Below are 19,605 nucleotides of genomic sequence, written 5' to 3' on the forward strand. Positions count from 1 at the left end.
TAACTCTCTGACTACTTTTTGCTTAAAGCTAATACTATACCGGATCACCGTTTGGACATCTCTTGTCATGGTATTACAGATTTTTTTGTTCTTAAATCTGTCTACTTATGCTAGGACAAGACACAGACTGCTGATTGCTGATACCTGACAGCTGATCGCTCACTTACATCCTTACTCCGGTGCATTGAACCGAAAGCCCACACCATGAATGGTTTCAATATTTACCTCCGGATCTGCTTTAAAATGTTTGCGGAGTTTGGTGATAAATACATCCATGCTACGACCGAGAAAATAATCATCCTTACCCCAAACATTTAACAACACTTCTTCCCGCTTTAAAATATGATTACGGTGTTCGCAAAAAAACTTCAGCAGATCGGCTTCCTTTTGTGTGAGGTTTGATTCTTCGGTCCCATTCGAGATTTTCAGGTCGGTATATAAAAAGCGCAGCTTACCAATCTTAAACTCCTGAACATTATCTGAATGCAGCTTTTTTGTACGTCTTAAAAAAACATCCATGCGCATCAGCAGCTCTTTCATGCTGAATGGCTTGGTAATATAATCATCCGCACCGGTAGCAAATCCTTTCAGGCGGTCTTCTTCCATTGATTTTGCGGTTAAAAACAAAATAGGAACCACATCACTCTTCTGCCTGATTTTTTTTGCTACGGAAAAACCGTCTTTGCTCGGCATCATCACGTCCAGTAAACATATATCGAATTCTTCCTTCAAAAAAGATTGCAGCGCATCTTCGCCATCAGGGCATAACATTACCCGGTAGCCTTCCTGTTCCAGGTTATCTTTTATAACATAGCCCAGAGAAAGATCATCTTCTGCAAGTAAAACCCTGGCTTTCGTTGATTGCATGGTAAACAATTTTATGATGGGATGATTATCTTAAACTCGGTGCCTATACCCGGAATGCTGTTCACGACTATTCTTCCATTATGAGCGTCTACAATCTTTTTAACAAAATTAAGGCCTAATCCAAATCCTTTTACATTATGCACATCGCCTGTAGGCACACGGTAAAATTTCTTGAAAATATTCCTGTAATATTTCTTATCAATGCCAATACCATTATCCTTAACGGCTATAAAACTTTCAGCATCTGTTTTGCCTGCTTCAATCACTATATTAGGACTATCCGAATATTTAATACCATTTTCAATAAGATTAACCACGGCAAGTTCCAGGTGGTTTTTGTCTGCCATCATTTCTACATCATCATCTTTCAATCTCACATCTACTTTAGCGCTTTTAGATTCCATTAATGGTTGCAGCTTGGATACAGCCTGCTCAATCAGCTCTTTAACGCTGAATGCATTTTTTTCCAGGGGGAATTCCTGCTGCTCAGATACTGCTATCTTAAGCAGGCGTTCCACCTGGCTTTGCAGGTGTTCCGTTTCATGCTTGATAATAGAAGTATATTTCTCCATTCTTTCAGGCTGTTTTGTTATGCCGGGTTGGGATAAAACCTCTGAAGCGATCTTCATCACTGCCAGCGGCGTTTTAAATTCATGCGTGAAGTTGTTTACGAAATCTTTTTGTATTTCGACCAGGAACTTTTGTTTGTAGAAATAAAATAAGCTTATTGCAAGCCCTGATAGCACAAGTATCAGGATAATGCTTCCTACAATCCAGAAATTCATCTGCGAAAGCACGTATTTATTTCTGTCAGGGAAAAAAAGTGCGATATAATTATGATTGGCAGGGTAAACCGAAAGGCTGTTAATATCGTACCTGCTTTGCATTGCCGGTGATACGATCTGCTCCCTGTATACATAATGCTGTTTGTTTTTATCATACGCTGCAACAATACATTCTGTCATCACATCAAAATCCACAAGCTCATTGGTGATATAAAAAATAAGCGTATCCTTTGAAGGAATAATATCTGTTTTGATTATAAAGGTGTTAGGATCGGGCTGTGTGGCTATAAGCTGTTGCAGGTGCCCGGAAGGTTGATCTGATATATCAATATCTTCAAATAGCCCCCTTATGCTTTTAATAACATTGGTACGAAATTGCTTTTGTTCCAGCTTATAAACATGGTTAAGCCAGTATAATTGTATACCTACCATTATGGCAATTACCATGCAGCCAATAAGTACAATCCATTTTAACGTAGCGGAGCGCATTCCAGATATTTTGTAAAAGCTAACCGACACAAAATTTGTTTTTTATTTTTTTAAAAGTTCTGTAACGCGCTGTTTTATTGTTAATCCGCGGTTAACCCCTTTTCAGACCGTTTTGCAAACTATTAACAGGGGTTAACCGCTTCAAATATCGTAATGATACCGCATAACATCAGTTTTTTCGTTAGGTTTGCTACCTCAATTTTTATTGCTTTGGCTATAGAATCACAAAGGAAATCCTTTTTTAAACGTATCAGGGGTCAACAGGAAACAGATGACACGGAAATGAGTTTTGTGGACCATCTGGAAGCATTGCGCTGGCATATAGTGCGTTCGGTATTTGCCGTTTTAATATTTGCCATACTTATTTTCCTGAATATTGATTGGATATACGACCATGTGATCATTGGACCTACCCAATCTGATTTCATTTCATACCGCATGTTTTGCGCACTAAGCCATAAACTGGGGATGGGAGACTCTTTATGCATGCCTCCTATTAATATGAGGCTGCAGGTAACAGAAGTCAGCGGAACTTTTATGACGAGTATTTCTATTGCTGTAGTCGGGGGTGTTCTTGCAGCATTTCCATATTTGTGCTGGGAAGTATGGCGCTTCATTAAGCCTGCTTTGAAAGAAGAAGAGCTGAAGCACACTACAGGCATCATCTTCTGGGTATCATTTTTCTTTTTTATTGGCGCGGCATTCGGTTATTTTATGCTTGCCCCCTTCACTTTTAATTTTCTGTATAATTATACATTAGGCACCAGGCAAATGCTGGAGTATAAGCCAATGCTTGGTGATTACATGGATTCGCTGATTGATATTACACTTGGGTCGGGCATTGCTTTTGAGCTGCCCATGGCATCGTGGGTACTGGCAAGGATAGGGCTGTTAACAGCAGGATTCTTAAGAACTTACAGGAAATATGCGTATATTGCTTTATTGGTAATTGCGGCTATAATAACACCGTCTCCAGACTGGGGAAGCCAGATGATAGTTTGTTTGCCCCTTATATTTTTGTACGAGATCAGTATTATTATTGCAGCCCGGGTTAATAAAAATGCAGAGAAAAAATGGGAAGAATGGAGCTAGCAGATTAATGTGAATTTTCCGTAGCATTTTTATTAATACTCTTTCTCTAAGCGATTGTTCCCCCTCAGCATTATTCAGTGCATTGGCCATTACTATGGCTGAATGAAAATAGCAATATGAATTTTTTTTAAAAAATTTCCATATTGCTCAAAGGTTTCATTAAAAAAAGTCAATAATATTTAGGAACTTTGAAAAAATTATTAAGAATATGTCATCCAAATTAAATTTAGACAAATTAGACCTGCAGATCATTTCTGCCATGATGGATGACGCAGGGATTTCCTATGCGGATCTGGGTAAAAACCTTTCTGTTTCCGGGGGTACAATACATGTACGCATTAAAAAGCTGCAGGAAAGCGGTATAGTAAAGGGCACAAGACTGAATGTGGAGCTGAAAGAACTGGGTTATGACATTACGGCTTTTGTGGGTATATACCTTGAAAAAAGTTCACTGTACGATACTGTTGCTAAAGACTTAAAAAAGATACCGGAAATAGTCCGGCTTAATTATACTACGGGCAACTACAGTATGTTTATTGAAATTATTTGCCGCGATATTGCTCAGTTACGACATGTACTGCACGATGAATTACAGAAAATAAAAGGGATAGAACGTACTGAAACATTAATATCTCTTGAAGAGAGCTTTAACAGGAATGTACAGGTAGCACCTTTGTAAAAAGGTATAGGGCATAAGGCGTAGGGCCAATGCCATACACCTTGCACCTTATACCCTACCCTTCCGCCTTCTCCCTACACCCTCTCCCTCACGTCAAACGCATCACGCAAACCATTTCCCAATAAATTAAAGGCAAGCACCAATATCATAATACATACGCCCGGCGCTATGGCAAGCAGCGGATTGTGCGTAATGATGAAGTTATAATTCTCTTTTATCATTAAACCCCAGCTGGGTTGAGGAGGCTGAACGCCAACACCTAAAAAACTCAGACCTGCCTCAATAACTATCGCGCTTGCAAAGTTGGAAGCTGCTATAACCATTACCGGGCCCAATACATTGGGTAATATATGCCGGAAAATAATCCGGGAATCGGTAAAGCCCAGGGCTTTTGCTGCTTCAACATATTGTAATTCGCGGATGCTCATAACCTGCGTGCGTATAATACGGGCTACGTTCACCCAAAGCGTTAATCCAACGGCAATGAATACCTGCCAGAATCCTTTTCCTAACACAATGGTTATAGCAAAAACCAATAATAAAGTAGGTATGCTCCAGATAACATTAATGAACCACATAATAATATTGTCTGTTCTTCCCCTGAAATAACCAGCCATCAAACCAAGCAGGATGCCTATGGACAATGAAATACTCACCGCAATTAAGCCAACTGCCAGGCTTACACGGGTTCCAACAATAAGCCGGCTTAAAATATCACGACCAAACTTATCAGTGCCGCACCAAAAAGTTTTGGTAACAATATAATTTCCGGAAACATTTTCCAGGCTGCTTGTATTATATGCCTGGCGTTCATATATGCCTTCATCAATATATTTCTGAACAATAATGCTATCTCCTTTTATTTGCCATGAGGATACAGGAATATAATTGAATGCATCTTCAGCACCGTTTATTAACCTTTGGAAAAAGCCTGTTTGCTGTACTGACTTCTCTTTAGGCAGCAATAAAAAATTCATTTTGAAACCGGGCTTTTGTCCGCCGATCTCAAGTATCATCCTGTTGGCATTGGGCGAGTGATCAGGGGCAATATAATATGCAGCAATACAAACAACTATTGCAACACCAATAGTGAACAATCCAAAAACAGCGCCCCTGTTTTTACGTAGTCTTTTCCATGCAGAAAACCAGAATGAAGATTGGGTATGCACGAATGCAAAATACTGATTTAATATACTTATTGTACTTCTCTCACAGAATTAAAAACATCCATTTATTTCACCACCCTTCCCTTCCACCTGTACTTTCCTATGCTTCCAAAAAAACCGGAAACAACAATATATGCAATATGCAATGGTTGAAATAAAGGGAAAACAGGCATGAAAGCCTGCAGATCAAAATACCGGAGAATATCTTTTACAAATGCCCATTCAATAATGCATTTATAAAAAACAAAAACCACGAAAAAGATAAACAATGCCGGATTTATTATACTGCCGGCAAGCAACAAAAACAAGCTAAGATTGAGCAGGTATACCAACCCTAATACCGCCATGATCCTTTTATCACTATAATGCTTTGTTTTGCTTGCCCATCGTATGCGCTGATTAAAAAACTGTTTCCAGCTTTTTTCAGGAAGTGTTTCCACAATAGCCGTTTTGTTTTTTATATACGCAATGCCTTCAGGGAATTTGCCGGCAATTTTTTCCATCAGCAGCATATCATCGCCAGAGGCAATATGATCAATATTTTCAAAACCGTTTACTGCATAAAATACCTGCTTCTCATAAGCAAGATTAGCGCCATTGCACATGCGGTGAAAATTTTTATATACCGATGCGCCGGTAATGCCCTGCATAATGGCAAAGTCAATACTTTGAAAAATGGAAAGCGCTGTGTCGCCCGGAATGATTTTTACCGGGGCAACAATAAAGCGTTTTTTATGGCTGATGTAAAAATCGACAATAGTATTTATCCAGCCTTTACCTGCCACACAATCCGCATCAGTAGTTATGATCAAATCGCCGGTGCATTCGGCAATAGCAAATTCAATCGCCTTTTTTTTGTGGGCGATAATATTGCCTTCTTCCAAATAATTATTTAAAGAAATCAATTTTAATTTCCCTGAAACATATTTGCTTACAATCGCCGCGGTATCATCATCTGAATGATCATCAACAATTATTATTTGCAGTAAATCTCCGGGATAATGCTGATGCAGCAATGATTGTAAACAATGCTCAATCACCTGTGCTTCGTTTCGTGCCGGAACAATTACAGATACTTTTATTCCGTCCGTTTTATTATACTGTTCAATATTATAAAGCGGTATATGCATCCATGCAGCATAGTAGTAACCTATTAAAAAATAATAAGCGATCAGTAAAATAACAGGTATGATTATTATAATTACCAATAAGAAATTTTTCAGGTTATAATTTACCGGCTATCTCTTCAACATTTTTTTCATGCAATACTCTATGTCCGCAATTCAATATATGCAGGGTACACAACCTTCCAATACCTGCTCTGAATTTTTCGCCCGTGGTATAGCGGATAACTTTATCATATCGTCCATATATTAATATCACCGGTGTATTGCAGGAAATAATAAGTTTTTTTATGACTCGTATATCCGGTTTCATTTTGCGCATCGTTGTCCATATATTATATAAGCGCTCCCTCATGTCATTTGTTTTTAAGTGCTGGTGTACATATTTATATACACCTGTATTAATCAGTGAAAGCTTTTTGAGAATAGTAGTTACCGCAAAAAAGCCACCAGGCTTCTTCATCACCCAATAAAACAATGTATTACCCGCCCTTGTTTGCGTAGCAAGCCGGTACCAGGGATTAATGATGATGCCATCAGGCGCAATCAGGATAAGTTTCTCGATCTTTTGGGGTATAGCCTGGTACAGCTGCAACGCAAGCCGTCCGCCCATACTATATCCCACCACAGAAAAACGCCTGCCTTTAACTCCCGGAATTGTATTTATAATTTCCGCAAGCTCATCTACCGTAAATAATAATGCTTCTTCCCAAACTGTTTTTCCATGCAAAGGCATATCAAGCATTACAATAGTATATTTATTTGTAAGATGTTCTGCAAGCGGAATAAAGCTTTCTGCGCTTTCAGCAAAGCCATGCAGGCATATCAAAATTCTTTCTCCTGTGCCTGTTGTGATATAGTGAATGTTTGAATTTCTGAAAGACACAAAAGATGATTGCATACTATCAAATGTAAATGAAATTTAATTTTCGCGCTGAAAGTGGGCAGTGAGTTGGTGCATTCTCCATCCGGCGAAGGTTTGGAATGCATGCTTGCCGTCATTATTACTCTGAACAAAACGTTAATTTAGGTTAAAGCATTATATCAAATACTTTTAAACCTCAGTATAGCATACTAACTTTGCCCTCTCCCCCTGCAACTAACTTTTTTTACAGGTTTATGCAAGCATGTTTTGCATAAGCGGATATATTTTTAATCTCAACTATCATTTTTAATGAAGAATTCAACACTGATCCTTGTATTTATTTTTTCTTTTTTTGCAGCTTATGCACAAAACCCTGAGCAGCAGATGCCTGATGATCCCACTATTCAATTTAAACAAAACCGGATTTTTGGGAAGCTGGTTGATCAGCAATCTGATAAAGCTATTGAAGCTGCTTCTGTTCAAATATATAACGCCGCAACAGACAGCCTGGTTGATGGTATGTTAACCAAATCAAACGGCAATTTCAGTTTTAGTCATATTATTCCTTCTGTTACATACAAAATAGTGATATCAGCGCTTGGCTACGAAGTTTTTGAGCAATTGATTCCTGCAGCTTCTATGGATAAGAGCAGGGCAGCTAATGACAAATTTGAAAAAGACCTGGGCAATATAGCAATGACACCTGCTATTAAACAACTGGAAGGCATAGTTATAACTGCAACAAAACCTGCTTTGGAAATGGGTATAGACAGAAAGATTTTTAACGTATCGAAAAGCCTTACAGCAACCGGTGGAACAGCAGTGGATGTCATGAAGAATATTCCATCCGTATCAGTTGATATTGACGGGAATGTTGAGCTAAGAAACAGTGCGCCCCAGATTTTTGTGGATGGGCGGCCTACTATTCTTTCACTCGATCAGATACCTGCAGATAATATTGAAAAGGTAGAATTAATCACCAACCCTTCCGCAAAATTTGACGCGGCAACATCAGGAGGCATTATTAATGTGGTGTTGAAAAAAGATAAACGTTTTGGTTTGAATGGTATAGCCTCAGCTTCTGTTGGCACACCTGGTATTCTTAGTGGAAATCTAAATTTAAATTTAAGAGAGGGGAAACTGAACTTTTTTGCAAGTGGTGGCTTTAATCAATCGAGAGGGAAAGCAAAGGGAGAAACGGAGCGTGAAAATAAGCTGAATGGCATCACCCAGGATTATTTTAACCAGCATAGCCTTAACCAAAGGCGCCGGCAATTTACCTTCCTCAATTTTGGTGTTGATTATTTTATAGATAACCGCAATACCATCTCTGTTACGCAAAGGTTTGGCGGAGGGCGTTTTGGTAATAATGAAGAACAGCAGCAGGAATATCTTGAAAGTGATAAAACACCGGAATATTATGGGTTCCGTTCTTCTATCAGCAATTCAAAATTCAACCGGAATAGCACGAGAGTAAATTACAAACATACTTTCCCAAAACAGGGAGAGGAGCTTACTGCAGACCTTAATTATAATTACGGACAAGGCTCATCCAATGCAGATATCATCAATACTTATACTTATCCTGGTGGCGCTGAGTACAAACAGCCTTCTACTGTTCGCAATGAAGGGCAAAACAATAATCACCAAATTACATTCCAGGCGGATTATTCAAATCCTATCAGCGAGGGATCTAAGTTTGAAGCAGGCGTAAGGATTTACTACAATACTTTTAAAAGTTTTTATAATGCTTTCAGTGTTGAAAATGGCGGAGAAACAAAGCTGCCCCTGAGCAACAACTATGAATATAATGAGATGGTTAATGCGGCTTATATGACCTACTCACAAAAATTCGGCGGTTTTTCATACCAGGCAGGTCTTCGCAGCGAATATTCAAAGTTCAACGGGCTGATGGTTGACAGCGCTTTTAAATTCGGGTATGAATATCCTGCAAAACTGAAGAATATATGGAATGCATTTTTTCCAAGTATTTTCTTAACACAGCAGGTTAGTGAAAAAGATCAGTTACAGTTCAATTTTTCCCGTCGTATCCGCAGGCCTGATTTCTGGCAGTTGAATCCATTCATTGAAATCAATGATCCTGTTAACCTGCGCCAGGGTAACCCGCAGCTACAACCGGAGTTTGTTAACTCATTTGAGATCAACTATAGCCATGATTACAAGGGTGGAAATTTCCTTGCGGTTCTGTATTGGAGAAATAACCCTAATGATATTACACAATACAGCGATACCATCAGCGCAGAACAATATGTACAGTTACAAAACGCGGGTGTTGATCCCAATGCTATCTTAAATACTTTTGTAAATGCCAATACTACCAACAGGTATGGCGCTGAGTTTACCCTGCAACAAAAATTTGGTAGTAATTTTGATATTACACCAACATTTAACCTTCAATACAGAACCACAAATGCTGATATTGATAAAGTTAATCTGAGTAACAGCGGAATTAACTGGCAGGGAAAACTGACCACTAATTACAAGATCAAAACCGACAGGAGCAAAGTGTTTAACAATCTCGGCTTCCAGTTAATCGGCGAATATGAATCTCCCCGTATAATACCACAGGGGAAAATGATGGCTCAATATGGAGTTGACTTTGCCATGCGTAAAGAATTTTTGAAGAACAACAGGGCGTCTGTGACATTTGCTGTAAATGATGTATTTAATACAAAGCGCTGGGGTACAATTTATGATACTGAAACTTTCTACCAGGAATCTTACCGCCGCTGGAATGTCAGAAATTTCAGGCTCAGTCTCAGCTATAAATTTGGCAAAGCAGATTTTTCCTTATTGCACAGGAACAGAGGCGGGGGCGGAGATGATGAGTAAACAGGGGATGAATGCTGCTATTGCAAATAAAAGCAATAAATATATTGGGAGGTCTGAGCTTATTATCTGAGCAACTAATATTACTTAAATCTCTTATTGAAAAAGAGGCTGCTTAACTTAATAAGCAGCCTCGGATTTTCATATCTGGAAATTGTTTGAGATTTTATTCATCCCACCATACTTTCTGATTGTAAGTATCCTCCGACCAGCCTTGTGCGGAAACGGCCGCAGTACGACTTGCAGGATTCAATGTTTGTTCACTTCTTGGGTATGCAAACCTAACAGGAATTCTATCGTTGTTTACATTATCGCGGCCGGCAACAAGTGCAGGAATATTTGTTCTTCTCCAATCAAACCATGCTTCCAGTCCACCAAAGAATAATGCGATCCATTTTTGTGTGCCGATGAGCGTTAGTGCATCAGTGTTATTGAAAGCAACGCCTGCTTGCGTTAGATAACCTGCAGGCATAGTGCTCTGAAAATAGCTGAACGAAGATTTTATTCCCTCTTCGTAATGCCATTGAGCAGTATTACCGGTATTTACCATCCCCTTCTGAACAGCTTCTGCTAAAATAAACTGTAGTTCAGGATAGCCCATAATATATCCTTTTGCTACCTTCAAACCTGTTTCTGTAATCGCATCAAGAAAGAAATAAGAGCCTACTCTTGAAACATTGTTAGGTCCACCATTATAAGCAAGCGCATCTACCTCATTCAAACCATTAGGTACACCTACATATGTTCCTGTTGCATCAGCTTTTTGAGCAAATATTGCTATTCGTGTATCTCCTAATGCCAATAGTTTATCACCCAGTGTTTTACTTAAACGAAACTCATCAAAAGAGCCGGAGCGTGTTGTATGCAACGGAAACTGGTTAGGAGATACTGTTAAATAAGTAAGCGCAGCATTATCCGTATTGCTTTCGAAAACAGGTGTGTTTGCCCCACCAATAATTGCCTGCATATCTGCCGCAACATTTCTTTTGTTTGAAATGCGCATCAGGCAACGAAGCTGGAGGGAGTTGGCTAATTTTTTCCATTTGGTTAAATCACCATTAAATAAAATATCGCCAACCAGTGTACCTGCGCCACTATTGAACGTTGTGTTTGCTGTTGCCAGGTCACTTAAAATGCCATTGTATATTGATTCCTGTGAGTCATATTTCGGCATTAAAATACCACCTACTCCATTCATTGCCTCGGAATAGGGCACATCTCCATAAGCATCCGTTACAAGGGAATACATCCACGCTTTTAGCACCAGCCCGACTGCCTTATAATTGGGTACATTTTTGGCATCACCTAACGCTATCAGGCGCTCCACATCCCGCATATTGCCATACATATTAGAAAACAACCCGCTCCTGTCGCCCCAGGTATAGCGGTCTTCAGATACAAACTGAATCTTCGCTGTATGTTGTATTACGATATTTCCTATACCCCATGATTGATTTACCATTTCATTGCAGATGCTTCGTATAATAGTAGGCATCAGCAGGTCAGGTGTTACATCATTAATAGCATTTGGGTTTGCATTTTTTTCCTGGAAATCTTTTGTGCAGGAAGTACCCATTGTGCAGCCTATTATAACTGCGTATATATATGTTTTAAACTTTTTCATACTCTTAAGTTTTAACAGGTTTAAAAGGTAAAGCCAAGATTTACGCCCAGGCTGCGTGTTGTAGGCATACCAACTGATTCAACACCTGGTATAATAGTGCCGCCTGATAAAGAGCTTGTTTCAGGATCAATATGAGGAACCTTGCTCCATACCGCCAGGTTACGCCCAACAACTGAAACATTTAATCCTTTAAACCTGATCTTTGAAAGCACTTTTGGATTGAAAGAATATCCGAAACGAACCTCCCTCAGTTTAATATAATCCGCATCAAAAACACCGCCCTCTTCAATATCGCGGTTCCCGGTGCGGGATTGATGATACTCACGAGCTGTAAGCTTAACATCGTTCACCCTGTATGTTCCATCTGCATTTTGAATTACACCTTTTCCGATAACACCATTGCCAGGCTTGCTCAGATCATAGCCATCAGCTCTTCCTTCCAGTGTTTCTGCTAACTGACCGGCTTCCAGACCAACCACCCAGGTTTCGGAGAAAATTTGTCCGCCATAACGTGCATCTAAGAGAAAGCTCAGGTTGAAGTTTTTATATGTAAATGAATTTCTGATACCGGCAAGCCATTTGGGATTATAGTTTCCCACCTTTACAATATCATTTGTTCCCACAAACCGTCCTTCGCTGTTAAATATCTGTTGGCCATAATAAGGACTAGACGGGTCGTCTACCTTTTTAAATCCTATTGAATACATATCACCCATTTGCTGGCCAACAGTGGCATTTATATAAATACCATGACGTTCAGCCATTGAATAGGTAGTAACATTACCGTCAAATTCCAATACTTTGCTGCGGTTGGCTGACCAGTTAATGGTAACATCCCATTTAAAGTTTTTGCCATCTACGGGGCGACCGGTTAACAATAATTCATAGCCATAGTTCCTGATTTTACCGGCGTTAACCACACGACTTGTTGATCCGGATGTTGTACTGATAGGAACGCTTGGCAGGATCTGATTACGGGTATTGATATCATAATAAGAAAAATCTATACCCAGCCTGCTGTTGAAAAAGCGCCAGTCAATACCAGCTTCCCATGATGTGCTGATTTCAGGCTTAAGATTATAATTCAAAAGATTACTGGGTGAATAATAAGCTGGTAATCCGGACCAGGGATCAGAAACCCCGTAACTAAAAGAAAACGCATAAGGATCAGTATCATTACCAACCTGTGCAAGGCTGGTTCTAACCTTTGCAAAGCTTACCCATGATGGCAGTTCCACCATATCGCTGATAACAGCGCTCAATGATGCAGAAGGATAGAAATAAGAGTTTACTGTTTTGCCCAAAGTATCTGCTGATTTGGGAAGGGTGAGGGCACTTGACCAGTCATTACGTGCAGTAAGGTCTAAGAACAAATAGTTGTTGTATGCCAATTGCAATGCACCGTACAAACTATTGATTTGCTTTTGCCCGTCGTAAACAGAACTAACCAGCGCAACTTTATTATTGTATAAACTATAAATACCAGGTATCAACAATTGTGGAGCTGTAACTTCATAATTATTGAACTTGCTGATCTGCCTGTTACCGCCCACGTTAAGGCCAAAGCTGAATTTGTCAGAAATTTCTTTGTTAACTGACACCAGGAAATCCATATTTGTCTCACTGTTTCGCACTCTTTCTTCGCGATAGCTTCCAAATCTGAAGCGCTGGGTGCTGAATGCACGCTGGCGTTTTCTTAATTCACTATTAAAGTCAGTGCCTCCGCGAAGCTGAATATTCAGCCAGCTTGTTATATCATACTTCAAAGTGATGTTACCGAAAAGCCTTCCTGCATCCTGGCCGTTTGTATTTTCATACAGGTTGAAGTATGGATTATCGTGATAGTTATAGTTAAAGTTGAACTGCTGGCGATTTTCCATTCCTGGTATCCAGTAACTTTTAAGGCTGTTCAAATCAACGTGTTGACCCATCCAGCAATGCAAAAGATAAATAATACTTTCTGTACCGTATGTTAAGTTAGGTCTGTTATCACTATTGGTATTTACATAGTTGGCTGTAATTCTTGCCGATAATTTCGGGGTAAAATTATATCCCGCATTAAAAGCAAATGTGTTTCTTTTAATATCTGTATTCGGAATAATGCCTTTTTGATCTAATAAGGTATATGATAAACGAAAATCTCCTTTATCATTAGCACCGGTAAGAGATACGTTTGTATTATTGGTCACACCGGTTTCATAAAACTTTCTCAGGTCCATACCAGGTACAAACGGAGTGGCTGTAACTGTTCCCCTTGCTGCAAAATCAGCTGCGGAACCAAGTACACCATCATCTACCAGTGAGATATCTCCACCGCGGTAACCATTAGATGTAGGAGAGTTATGCTGCGCTATTAAGCTGCCGTCCATTTTAGGGCCCCAGCTTTCATCTACACCATCACTTGCGCCGCCACCTTTACCGTCTTGGAAGCTGAACTGGCCATTATTTCCCTGACCATACACCCGTTGAAACTTGGGAAGCACCAATGGGCTTTCTAAAGTAACACCGGTATTAACGGTAACACCAATGCCCTTGCTGTTTTTACCGGATTTAGTAGTGATAACTATAACTCCATTCGCAGCTCTTGAACCATACAATGCCGAAGCATTAGCACCTTTCAATACTGTCATTGTTTCTATGTCATCAGGATTTATCATGGCAGCACCATTACCATAATCAAGTTCCTGGTAACTGCGGCCGCTGGAGCCGGTTAATTCATTTGTAATAGGCACGCCATCTATTACAAACAGCGGTTGGTTTTTATTAATGTTAAGTGATTTATCTCCGCGTATCGTTACCCGCGCAGAGCCGCCAACACCACTTGGAGAAGTCATTACCTGAACACCGGCAACCTTGCCAGCCAAGCCACTTACAAAGTTGGTTTCCCTGGCCTTATCCATGTCCGAGCCTTTTACTTCCTGCACTGCATAACCCAAACGTTTTGTCTCTCTTTTTACACCCAGCGCTGTTACAACAACCTCGCTGAGGCTTTTGCCATCTTCCTCCAAATAAACCGACAAGATGCTGCCTGTTCCTACTCCCAGCTCCAGACTTTTAAACCCTACACCAGAAAATACAAGTACATCACCCTGCCGGGCTTCAATAGAAAAGTCACCATCTGAAGTAGTAGAGGTTCCTCTGGTGGTTGATTTGATAGTAACAGTAATGCCCGCTAATGGGGTTTGATCTTTGGCTGATAAAACTTTACCGGAAATTTTCTGCTGGGCTAATGCCATGTAAGGCATCGCACATAGAAGTAGTGCGGCAATAAGTAAATGCCGGGAACAGAACTTTGTTCTCATAAACAGAATTTTGATTGTTAAAAAAAGCAGTCCTTAGGTTACAGCAATTTCAGTAGGGCTTGATGTTTTGCAAAGGTTAGGTCAACATTTAAACCAATAGTTAACCTATTGTTAGGAAAGCATTAATTTGTATATTAATACTAAATTAATAATTTCATTTAACAATTTGTTAATGGTTAAGTATTTTAATTTTTTTTGTTAACTACTAAAGAGCATTATACTTAAAACGAAAATTCATTTGCTGAACCGGCCATAGCTCATATAGTATGTTTCAGTTTAATATTTATAAACACATATTTTTTTTGTTTTAATGCTTCCTGCTCTTTTTTCATGTTTTCTTAATGCCTGCTTAATACTGTGGTAATATATGTAAAGGATATTTGGTAAACATGATAACTATGGAAAAGCGGGCGGTTGACGTAGTTGTAATTTCAGATGTGCATCTTGGCACTTACGGCTGCCAGGCAAAAAAATTGGCAGCCTACCTTAAAAGTATTACGCCTTCCATCCTTATACTTAACGGCGATATTTTTGACGCCTGGCAATTCAGCAAAAGATATTTTCCCGCTTCGCACATGAATGTGCTGAAAGAGATCATCAACCACATTTCCAACGGCATTCGTGTTTTTTACATAACCGGTAACCACGATGAAACACTGCGCAGGTATTCTGCGCTTAATGCAGGCAATCTTGTATTAACAGATAAGCTGGTACTCGAGATTGACAATAAAATGACCTGGATCTTTCATGGCGATGTATTTGATAATACAACCAAAGGTTGGGCTAAAACATTAGCCAAACTTGGCAGCTCAGGCTATGGTGCATTGATCCTTCTCAACAGGTCAATAAATGCTGTTTTAAAATTTTTTGGCAAAGAACGCGTCTCCCTCTCTAAAAGCGTAATGGAAGGCGTGAACAAAGCAGTTACTAAAATCAATGACTTTGAGACAACTGCTGCAGAAATAGCCATTGAAAAACACTATGATTACGTGATCTGCGGACATATTCATAAACCGCAAAAAAGAGTTATCAGCAACGAAAACGGCAGTGTAACTTATTTAAACAGCGGAGACTGGGTAGAACACTGTACAGCACTGGAGTATTATAAAAAGGAATGGAAACTATTTGAATTTGAGGAAAGCGCTTTTCCTGAATTAAAAGTAGAAAAAGAAAAGCCTGTACCGAATGTTATTACAGATGAGATCAGTTATCATATCAGCTCGCTGGCGGGGTAAGATAATTTGAAAAGGGGAGAATTTGAGAATGCAGGGGATAATGTGAGAATATGGAAGTGTGGAAATGTGGGAGTGTGGAAATGTGGAAGTGTGGAAATGTGAAAGTGATTACATTCTATTAGAGATACACAGCACGCTCTTTTTCCGGGGAAAGAGAAAAAAAAGATAGCCTTTTAATTTTATGAAAATATTTTACGCCATACAGGCAACGGGTAACGGACATATCAGCCGCGCAATGGAATTATTGCCGCATTTGCAGCAACATGGTAAAGTAGATTTGTTTTTAAGCGGTGCAAATAGCAGTCTTGCTTTAGATGCGCCCATTAAATACCGCAGTAAAGGATTAAGCCTGTTTTATACCTGCAAGGGAAGTCTCGATTATTTTTCCATGTTTCAAAAAATATCACCATTAAGGTTAAGAAAAGAAGTAGCTGAATTGCCGGTTGAAAAATATGACCTTGTAATAAACGATTTTGAATGCATTACTTCCATTGCCTGCAGGCAAAAAAAAGTACCTTCTGTAAACTTTGGCCACCAGGCTAGCTTTATGTCGTCCAACACTCCAAGACCAATAAAACCCAGTGCTGTAGGGGAATGGATACTTAAGAACTATGCAAAAGCATCTTCGTATATAGGTTTGCATTTCAGGGAATATGATGATTTCATCCTGCCACCGGTAATCAAATCTGAAATCTGGAATGCAACGCCATCTAACCAAAATTATATTACGGTATATCTGCCTTCTTATTGTGATTGTGAGATCCGTAGGTTCTTCAAACAACTTACAGACTATAACTTCCAGGTTTTTTCAAAAGAAGTAAAACAGGTAACCAAAGAAGGTCATCTTACATTTATCCCGGTTGGTAAAAATGCTTTCAACGAAAGCATGATACATTGCGATGCCATTATTTGCGGCGCCGGATTTGAAACACCTGCAGAGGCTCTTCACCTCAACAAAAAAATGATGGTGATGCCGATTAAAGGGCAATACGAACAAAAATGCAATGCCGCCGCCCTGGGGCAATTAGGCGTAAAAACATTAAAAGAGCTTCCGGAAAATTTTCATATTGTTTTTGAAGACTGGTATAATGCCGCGAAACCGGTTGATATAAAATTCAAATACTCGTCTGTCGATATCATCAACATTATGATGCAAAAAGCTTCTGCTCCTGCCGGTTAAATTTTAATGACCGATATTTATTCCGGCAAAACAGGGAGTATGTTCAAAAAAATAAAGCCGGATAAATGGAGGCATTTTGAAGTGGGCATCCTGATGGGGTTGATATTGCAGTTTTTTTCATGGAAAATATTTACAGATAATTTCTGGCTATCGGTGGCTATATCAGCTATTATAGTAATTGCTGTTAGCTATGGCTTTGAGTTATTCTCCAAAATAACAGGCAAAGGTACCTATGATTTTATAGATGCGGTAGCATCAGTTATCGGGGGGATTATAGGAATAGCACTAACATTACCCTTTCAATTGTAAGACGCCACAATGGAACAGGTTTTGCTACACAGAGAGCCACGAAGCATACACAAAGTTACACTGAGGGTTTTATTATTCTTTTGTGCAACTTTGTGCTTCCTCTGTGTCCCTTTGTGCAATAACCAGCTTGTTACATCGGAATTATCCGGGATAATTAGTGTGACTTGTGGCTAAAACAGATCCAGCTGCGCCGGTATACACTGAAAACTTTTCCGGTGATGTTCGCACAAGCCATATTCAAGTATCGCTTTGCGGTGTGCAGCGGTGCCATATCCTTTATTATTGCTCCAGCCATAATAAGGAAACTGTTCGTGGAGTTGCGTCATATATTCATCGCGGTAAGTTTTTGCCAGCACACTTGCCGCGGCAATAGAAGCATATATACCATCGCCTTTTATGATACAATGGTGAGGCACTGTGTTATACCGGTTAAACCGGTTGCCGTCTATCAGCAATAATTCAGGAATAACAGATAGCTGCGCAATGGCAAGATGCATTGCCCTGAACGATGCATTTAATATATTGATGGTATCAATTTCTTCTACTTCAACTTTTGCCACACTATATGCAATAGCTTCCGCTTCTATACATTGCCGCATCTCATTTCTTTGCTCCGCAGATAGTTGTTTTGAATCATTCAGTATCTCATTGCAAAAATCTCGTGGCAATACTACTGCCGCGGCAAATACCGGGCCTGCAAAACAACCGCGTCCTGCTTCATCACAACCCGCTTCTATCAAAATATCCTGGTAAAAGGCTTTCAACATATATCGCTGCAATGTTAAGAATAAACTTTCTACAATACTTTTGCAGTTATGAACAATTCTCTTACACACAAATCCGATAAGGCGGTGGGCATCTGGTTATTAACGGGCGTAGGCATGATCATGATACAGGTTTTACTGGGCGGCATTACACGCCTCACCGAATCCGGGCTTTCCATTACAGAATGGAAACCCATTACAGGCATGTTGCCTCCTATTGGCAATGCAGCCTGGCTGGCTGAATTTGAAAAATATAAAAATACCGACCAGTTTAAATATATACATGCTGATTTTACACTATCTGATTTTAAGTTCATCTTCTTCTGGGAGTGGTTTCATCGCTTTTGGGGAAGGCTGATCGGCATTGTATTCGTCATCGGGTTTATTTATTTTATAAGGAAGAAAATGTTCAGGAATGAGATGATCATTCCTTTTATTATTCTTTTTTTCCTGGGTGGTATACAGGGAGCAATAGGCTGGATAATGGTAAAAAGCGGGTTAGTGCCTGAAATGTATTTTGTAGGCCATGTGGAGCTTGCCACCCATTTTGTAGCCGCGCTGATATTATTGGTATACACTTTATGGTTCGCATTAACATTATTGGTGCCCCCGCAACACATCAGTCATAATATTACTTTAAAAAGAATGATGACAGGATTGATTATCCTATTGTTTATTCAGTTAACATACGGCGGCTTTATGGCAGGGTTAAGAGCAGGCACGGTTGCACCAACCTGGCCTACACTCAACGGCGAATGGTTTCCTGATGCCTTGCACATGACAAAGGGTAAAGCCAATTATTTCAACAACCCTTTTATGGTGCAGTTTATACACAGGGGTATTGCATATATCTTCACCATTTTAGTATTGGTATGGTTTATACTGGCAAACCGCCACACTGCCTCAGTATGGCTTAACCGCACAAAAGCCTTGCCTGTGATATTGGTGTTGCTGCAGGTTTTGCTTGGCATACTTACGGTTATATATTCACCCAATGCAACTGCTATTGTATGGTTTGGCGTGCTGCACCAGTTTGTTGCCATGCTGTTGCTGATGTCGCTGGTGTGGGTATTGTATCTGGTAAAGGGGTGAACTCAGGCTGACAGCCGTAAGCTATCAGGTATCAGCTGTTAGCCATCAGCTATAAATGTCTTGTCCTAGCATAAGTAGACAGATTTAAGAACAAAAAAATCTGTAATACCATGACAAGAGATGTCCAAACGGTGATCCGGTATAGTATTAGCTTTAAGCAAAAAGTAGTCAGAGAGTTAGAA

Annotated in this window: 15 protein-coding genes; 7 read left to right on the plus strand and 8 right to left on the minus strand. The window is 39.7% G+C overall.

The features are described 5' to 3' along the window. Positions 1 to 171 precede the first annotated feature (171 nt). Both DC498_RS25135 and DC498_RS25140 read right to left on the minus strand, forming a co-directional pair. Positions 172 to 867, minus strand: a complete 696-nt coding sequence (locus DC498_RS25135) for a response regulator transcription factor (RefSeq protein ID WP_116876884.1) — start codon at positions 865 to 867, stop codon at positions 172 to 174. Positions 868 to 878: 11 nt separating this feature from the next. After that, complete coding sequence (locus tag DC498_RS25140; RefSeq protein ID WP_116876885.1) at positions 879 to 2,141, minus strand: sensor histidine kinase; 1,263 nt, start codon at positions 2,139 to 2,141, stop codon at positions 879 to 881. Positions 2,142 to 2,351: 210 nt separating this feature from the next. Here DC498_RS25140 and tatC point away from each other — a divergent pair, with 210 nt between their 5' ends. After that, positions 2,352 to 3,233: a twin-arginine translocase subunit TatC gene (gene tatC, locus DC498_RS25145; protein WP_240628096.1), complete on the plus strand. Its 882-nt coding sequence runs from the start codon at positions 2,352 to 2,354 to the stop codon at positions 3,231 to 3,233. 208 nt (positions 3,234 to 3,441) lie between these two features. Continuing rightward, complete coding sequence (locus tag DC498_RS25150; protein ID WP_116876887.1) at positions 3,442 to 3,912, plus strand: Lrp/AsnC ligand binding domain-containing protein; 471 nt, start codon at positions 3,442 to 3,444, stop codon at positions 3,910 to 3,912. Positions 3,913 to 3,986: 74 nt separating this feature from the next. Here DC498_RS25150 and DC498_RS25155 read toward each other — a convergent pair whose 3' ends face one another. The 3 genes from DC498_RS25155 to DC498_RS25165 all read right to left on the minus strand — a co-directional run bounded on the left by DC498_RS25155 (position 3,987) and on the right by DC498_RS25165 (position 7,103). Then, positions 3,987 to 5,081 (minus strand): ABC transporter permease, encoded by a 1,095-nt coding sequence (locus DC498_RS25155; protein WP_116876888.1) that lies wholly within the window; start codon positions 5,079 to 5,081, stop codon positions 3,987 to 3,989. Between the two features lie 62 nt (positions 5,082 to 5,143). Beyond that, positions 5,144 to 6,286, minus strand: coding sequence for a glycosyltransferase (locus DC498_RS25160; RefSeq protein WP_116876889.1), 1,143 nt, complete (start codon positions 6,284 to 6,286; stop codon positions 5,144 to 5,146). A gap of 16 nt (positions 6,287 to 6,302) precedes the next feature. Next, positions 6,303 to 7,103 (minus strand): alpha/beta fold hydrolase, encoded by an 801-nt coding sequence (locus DC498_RS25165; protein ID WP_116876890.1) that lies wholly within the window; start codon positions 7,101 to 7,103, stop codon positions 6,303 to 6,305. Positions 7,104 to 7,376: 273 nt separating this feature from the next. Here DC498_RS25165 and DC498_RS25170 point away from each other — a divergent pair, with 273 nt between their 5' ends. Next, positions 7,377 to 9,920, plus strand: a complete 2,544-nt coding sequence (locus DC498_RS25170; protein ID WP_116876891.1) for a TonB-dependent receptor — start codon at positions 7,377 to 7,379, stop codon at positions 9,918 to 9,920. Positions 9,921 to 10,083: 163 nt separating this feature from the next. Here the strand turns inward: DC498_RS25170 and DC498_RS25175 are convergent, their stop codons facing one another. Continuing rightward, the gene (locus DC498_RS25175) at positions 10,084 to 11,541 is read right to left on the minus strand and encodes a SusD/RagB family nutrient-binding outer membrane lipoprotein (RefSeq protein ID WP_116876892.1); all 1,458 of its coding nucleotides are present in this window, start codon (positions 11,539 to 11,541) and stop codon (positions 10,084 to 10,086) included. A gap of 20 nt (positions 11,542 to 11,561) precedes the next feature. Continuing rightward, positions 11,562 to 14,843 carry a SusC/RagA family TonB-linked outer membrane protein gene (locus DC498_RS25180; RefSeq protein ID WP_116876893.1) on the minus strand — a complete coding sequence of 1,094 codons (3,282 nt, stop codon included), beginning with the start codon at positions 14,841 to 14,843 and terminating at the stop codon, positions 11,562 to 11,564. A gap of 398 nt (positions 14,844 to 15,241) precedes the next feature. Between DC498_RS25180 and DC498_RS25185 the strand changes: the two genes are divergently transcribed. The 3 genes from DC498_RS25185 to DC498_RS25195 all read left to right on the plus strand — a co-directional run bounded on the left by DC498_RS25185 (position 15,242) and on the right by DC498_RS25195 (position 17,567). Then, a complete protein-coding gene (locus DC498_RS25185) occupies positions 15,242 to 16,078 on the plus strand; it encodes a UDP-2,3-diacylglucosamine diphosphatase (protein WP_116876898.1) in 837 nt (278 codons plus the stop codon). A 181-nt stretch (positions 16,079 to 16,259) separates the two neighbouring features. Beyond that, on the plus strand, positions 16,260 to 17,258 hold the full coding sequence (locus tag DC498_RS25190) for a glycosyltransferase family protein (RefSeq protein ID WP_116876894.1): 999 nt from the start codon (positions 16,260 to 16,262) through the stop codon (positions 17,256 to 17,258). A gap of 39 nt (positions 17,259 to 17,297) precedes the next feature. After that, entirely contained in the window at positions 17,298 to 17,567 is a 270-nt protein-coding gene (locus tag DC498_RS25195) for a hypothetical protein (RefSeq protein ID WP_133176978.1), read from the plus strand. 170 nt (positions 17,568 to 17,737) lie between these two features. Here the strand turns inward: DC498_RS25195 and DC498_RS25200 are convergent, their stop codons facing one another. After that, positions 17,738 to 18,334 carry a ribonuclease HII gene (locus DC498_RS25200; protein ID WP_116876896.1) on the minus strand — a complete coding sequence of 199 codons (597 nt, stop codon included), beginning with the start codon at positions 18,332 to 18,334 and terminating at the stop codon, positions 17,738 to 17,740. Between the two features lie 48 nt (positions 18,335 to 18,382). Here DC498_RS25200 and DC498_RS25205 point away from each other — a divergent pair, with 48 nt between their 5' ends. Next, entirely contained in the window at positions 18,383 to 19,423 is a 1,041-nt protein-coding gene (locus DC498_RS25205) for a COX15/CtaA family protein (RefSeq protein ID WP_116876897.1), read from the plus strand. Positions 19,424 to 19,605: the final 182 nt, after the last annotated feature.

This window comes from Terrimonas sp. (assembly GCF_003075435.1).
In the GTDB taxonomy this organism is placed as follows: domain Bacteria; phylum Bacteroidota; class Bacteroidia; order Chitinophagales; family Chitinophagaceae; genus Agriterribacter.

What these genes read in the sequence shown, in the direction of transcription:
- DC498_RS25135 (WP_116876884.1), bottom strand. Translation starts at nt 867, where the DNA reads ATGCAATCAACGAAAGCCAGGGTTTTACTTGCAGAAGATGATCTTTCT.
- DC498_RS25140 (WP_116876885.1), bottom strand. Translation starts at nt 2,141, where the DNA reads ATGCGCTCCGCTACGTTAAAATGGATTGTACTTATTGGCTGCATGGTA.
- DC498_RS25150 (WP_116876887.1), top strand. Translation starts at nt 3,442, where the DNA reads ATGTCATCCAAATTAAATTTAGACAAATTAGACCTGCAGATCATTTCT.
- DC498_RS25165 (WP_116876890.1), bottom strand. Translation starts at nt 7,103, where the DNA reads ATGCAATCATCTTTTGTGTCTTTCAGAAATTCAAACATTCACTATATC.
- DC498_RS25170 (WP_116876891.1), top strand. Translation starts at nt 7,377, where the DNA reads ATGAAGAATTCAACACTGATCCTTGTATTTATTTTTTCTTTTTTTGCA.
- DC498_RS25175 (WP_116876892.1), bottom strand. Translation starts at nt 11,541, where the DNA reads ATGAAAAAGTTTAAAACATATATATACGCAGTTATAATAGGCTGCACA.
- DC498_RS25180 (WP_116876893.1), bottom strand. Translation starts at nt 14,843, where the DNA reads ATGAGAACAAAGTTCTGTTCCCGGCATTTACTTATTGCCGCACTACTT.
- DC498_RS25185 (WP_116876898.1), top strand. Translation starts at nt 15,242, where the DNA reads ATGGAAAAGCGGGCGGTTGACGTAGTTGTAATTTCAGATGTGCATCTT.
- DC498_RS25190 (WP_116876894.1), top strand. Translation starts at nt 16,260, where the DNA reads ATGAAAATATTTTACGCCATACAGGCAACGGGTAACGGACATATCAGC.
- DC498_RS25195 (WP_133176978.1), top strand. Translation starts at nt 17,298, where the DNA reads ATGTTCAAAAAAATAAAGCCGGATAAATGGAGGCATTTTGAAGTGGGC.
- DC498_RS25200 (WP_116876896.1), bottom strand. Translation starts at nt 18,334, where the DNA reads ATGTTGAAAGCCTTTTACCAGGATATTTTGATAGAAGCGGGTTGTGAT.
- DC498_RS25205 (WP_116876897.1), top strand. Translation starts at nt 18,383, where the DNA reads ATGAACAATTCTCTTACACACAAATCCGATAAGGCGGTGGGCATCTGG.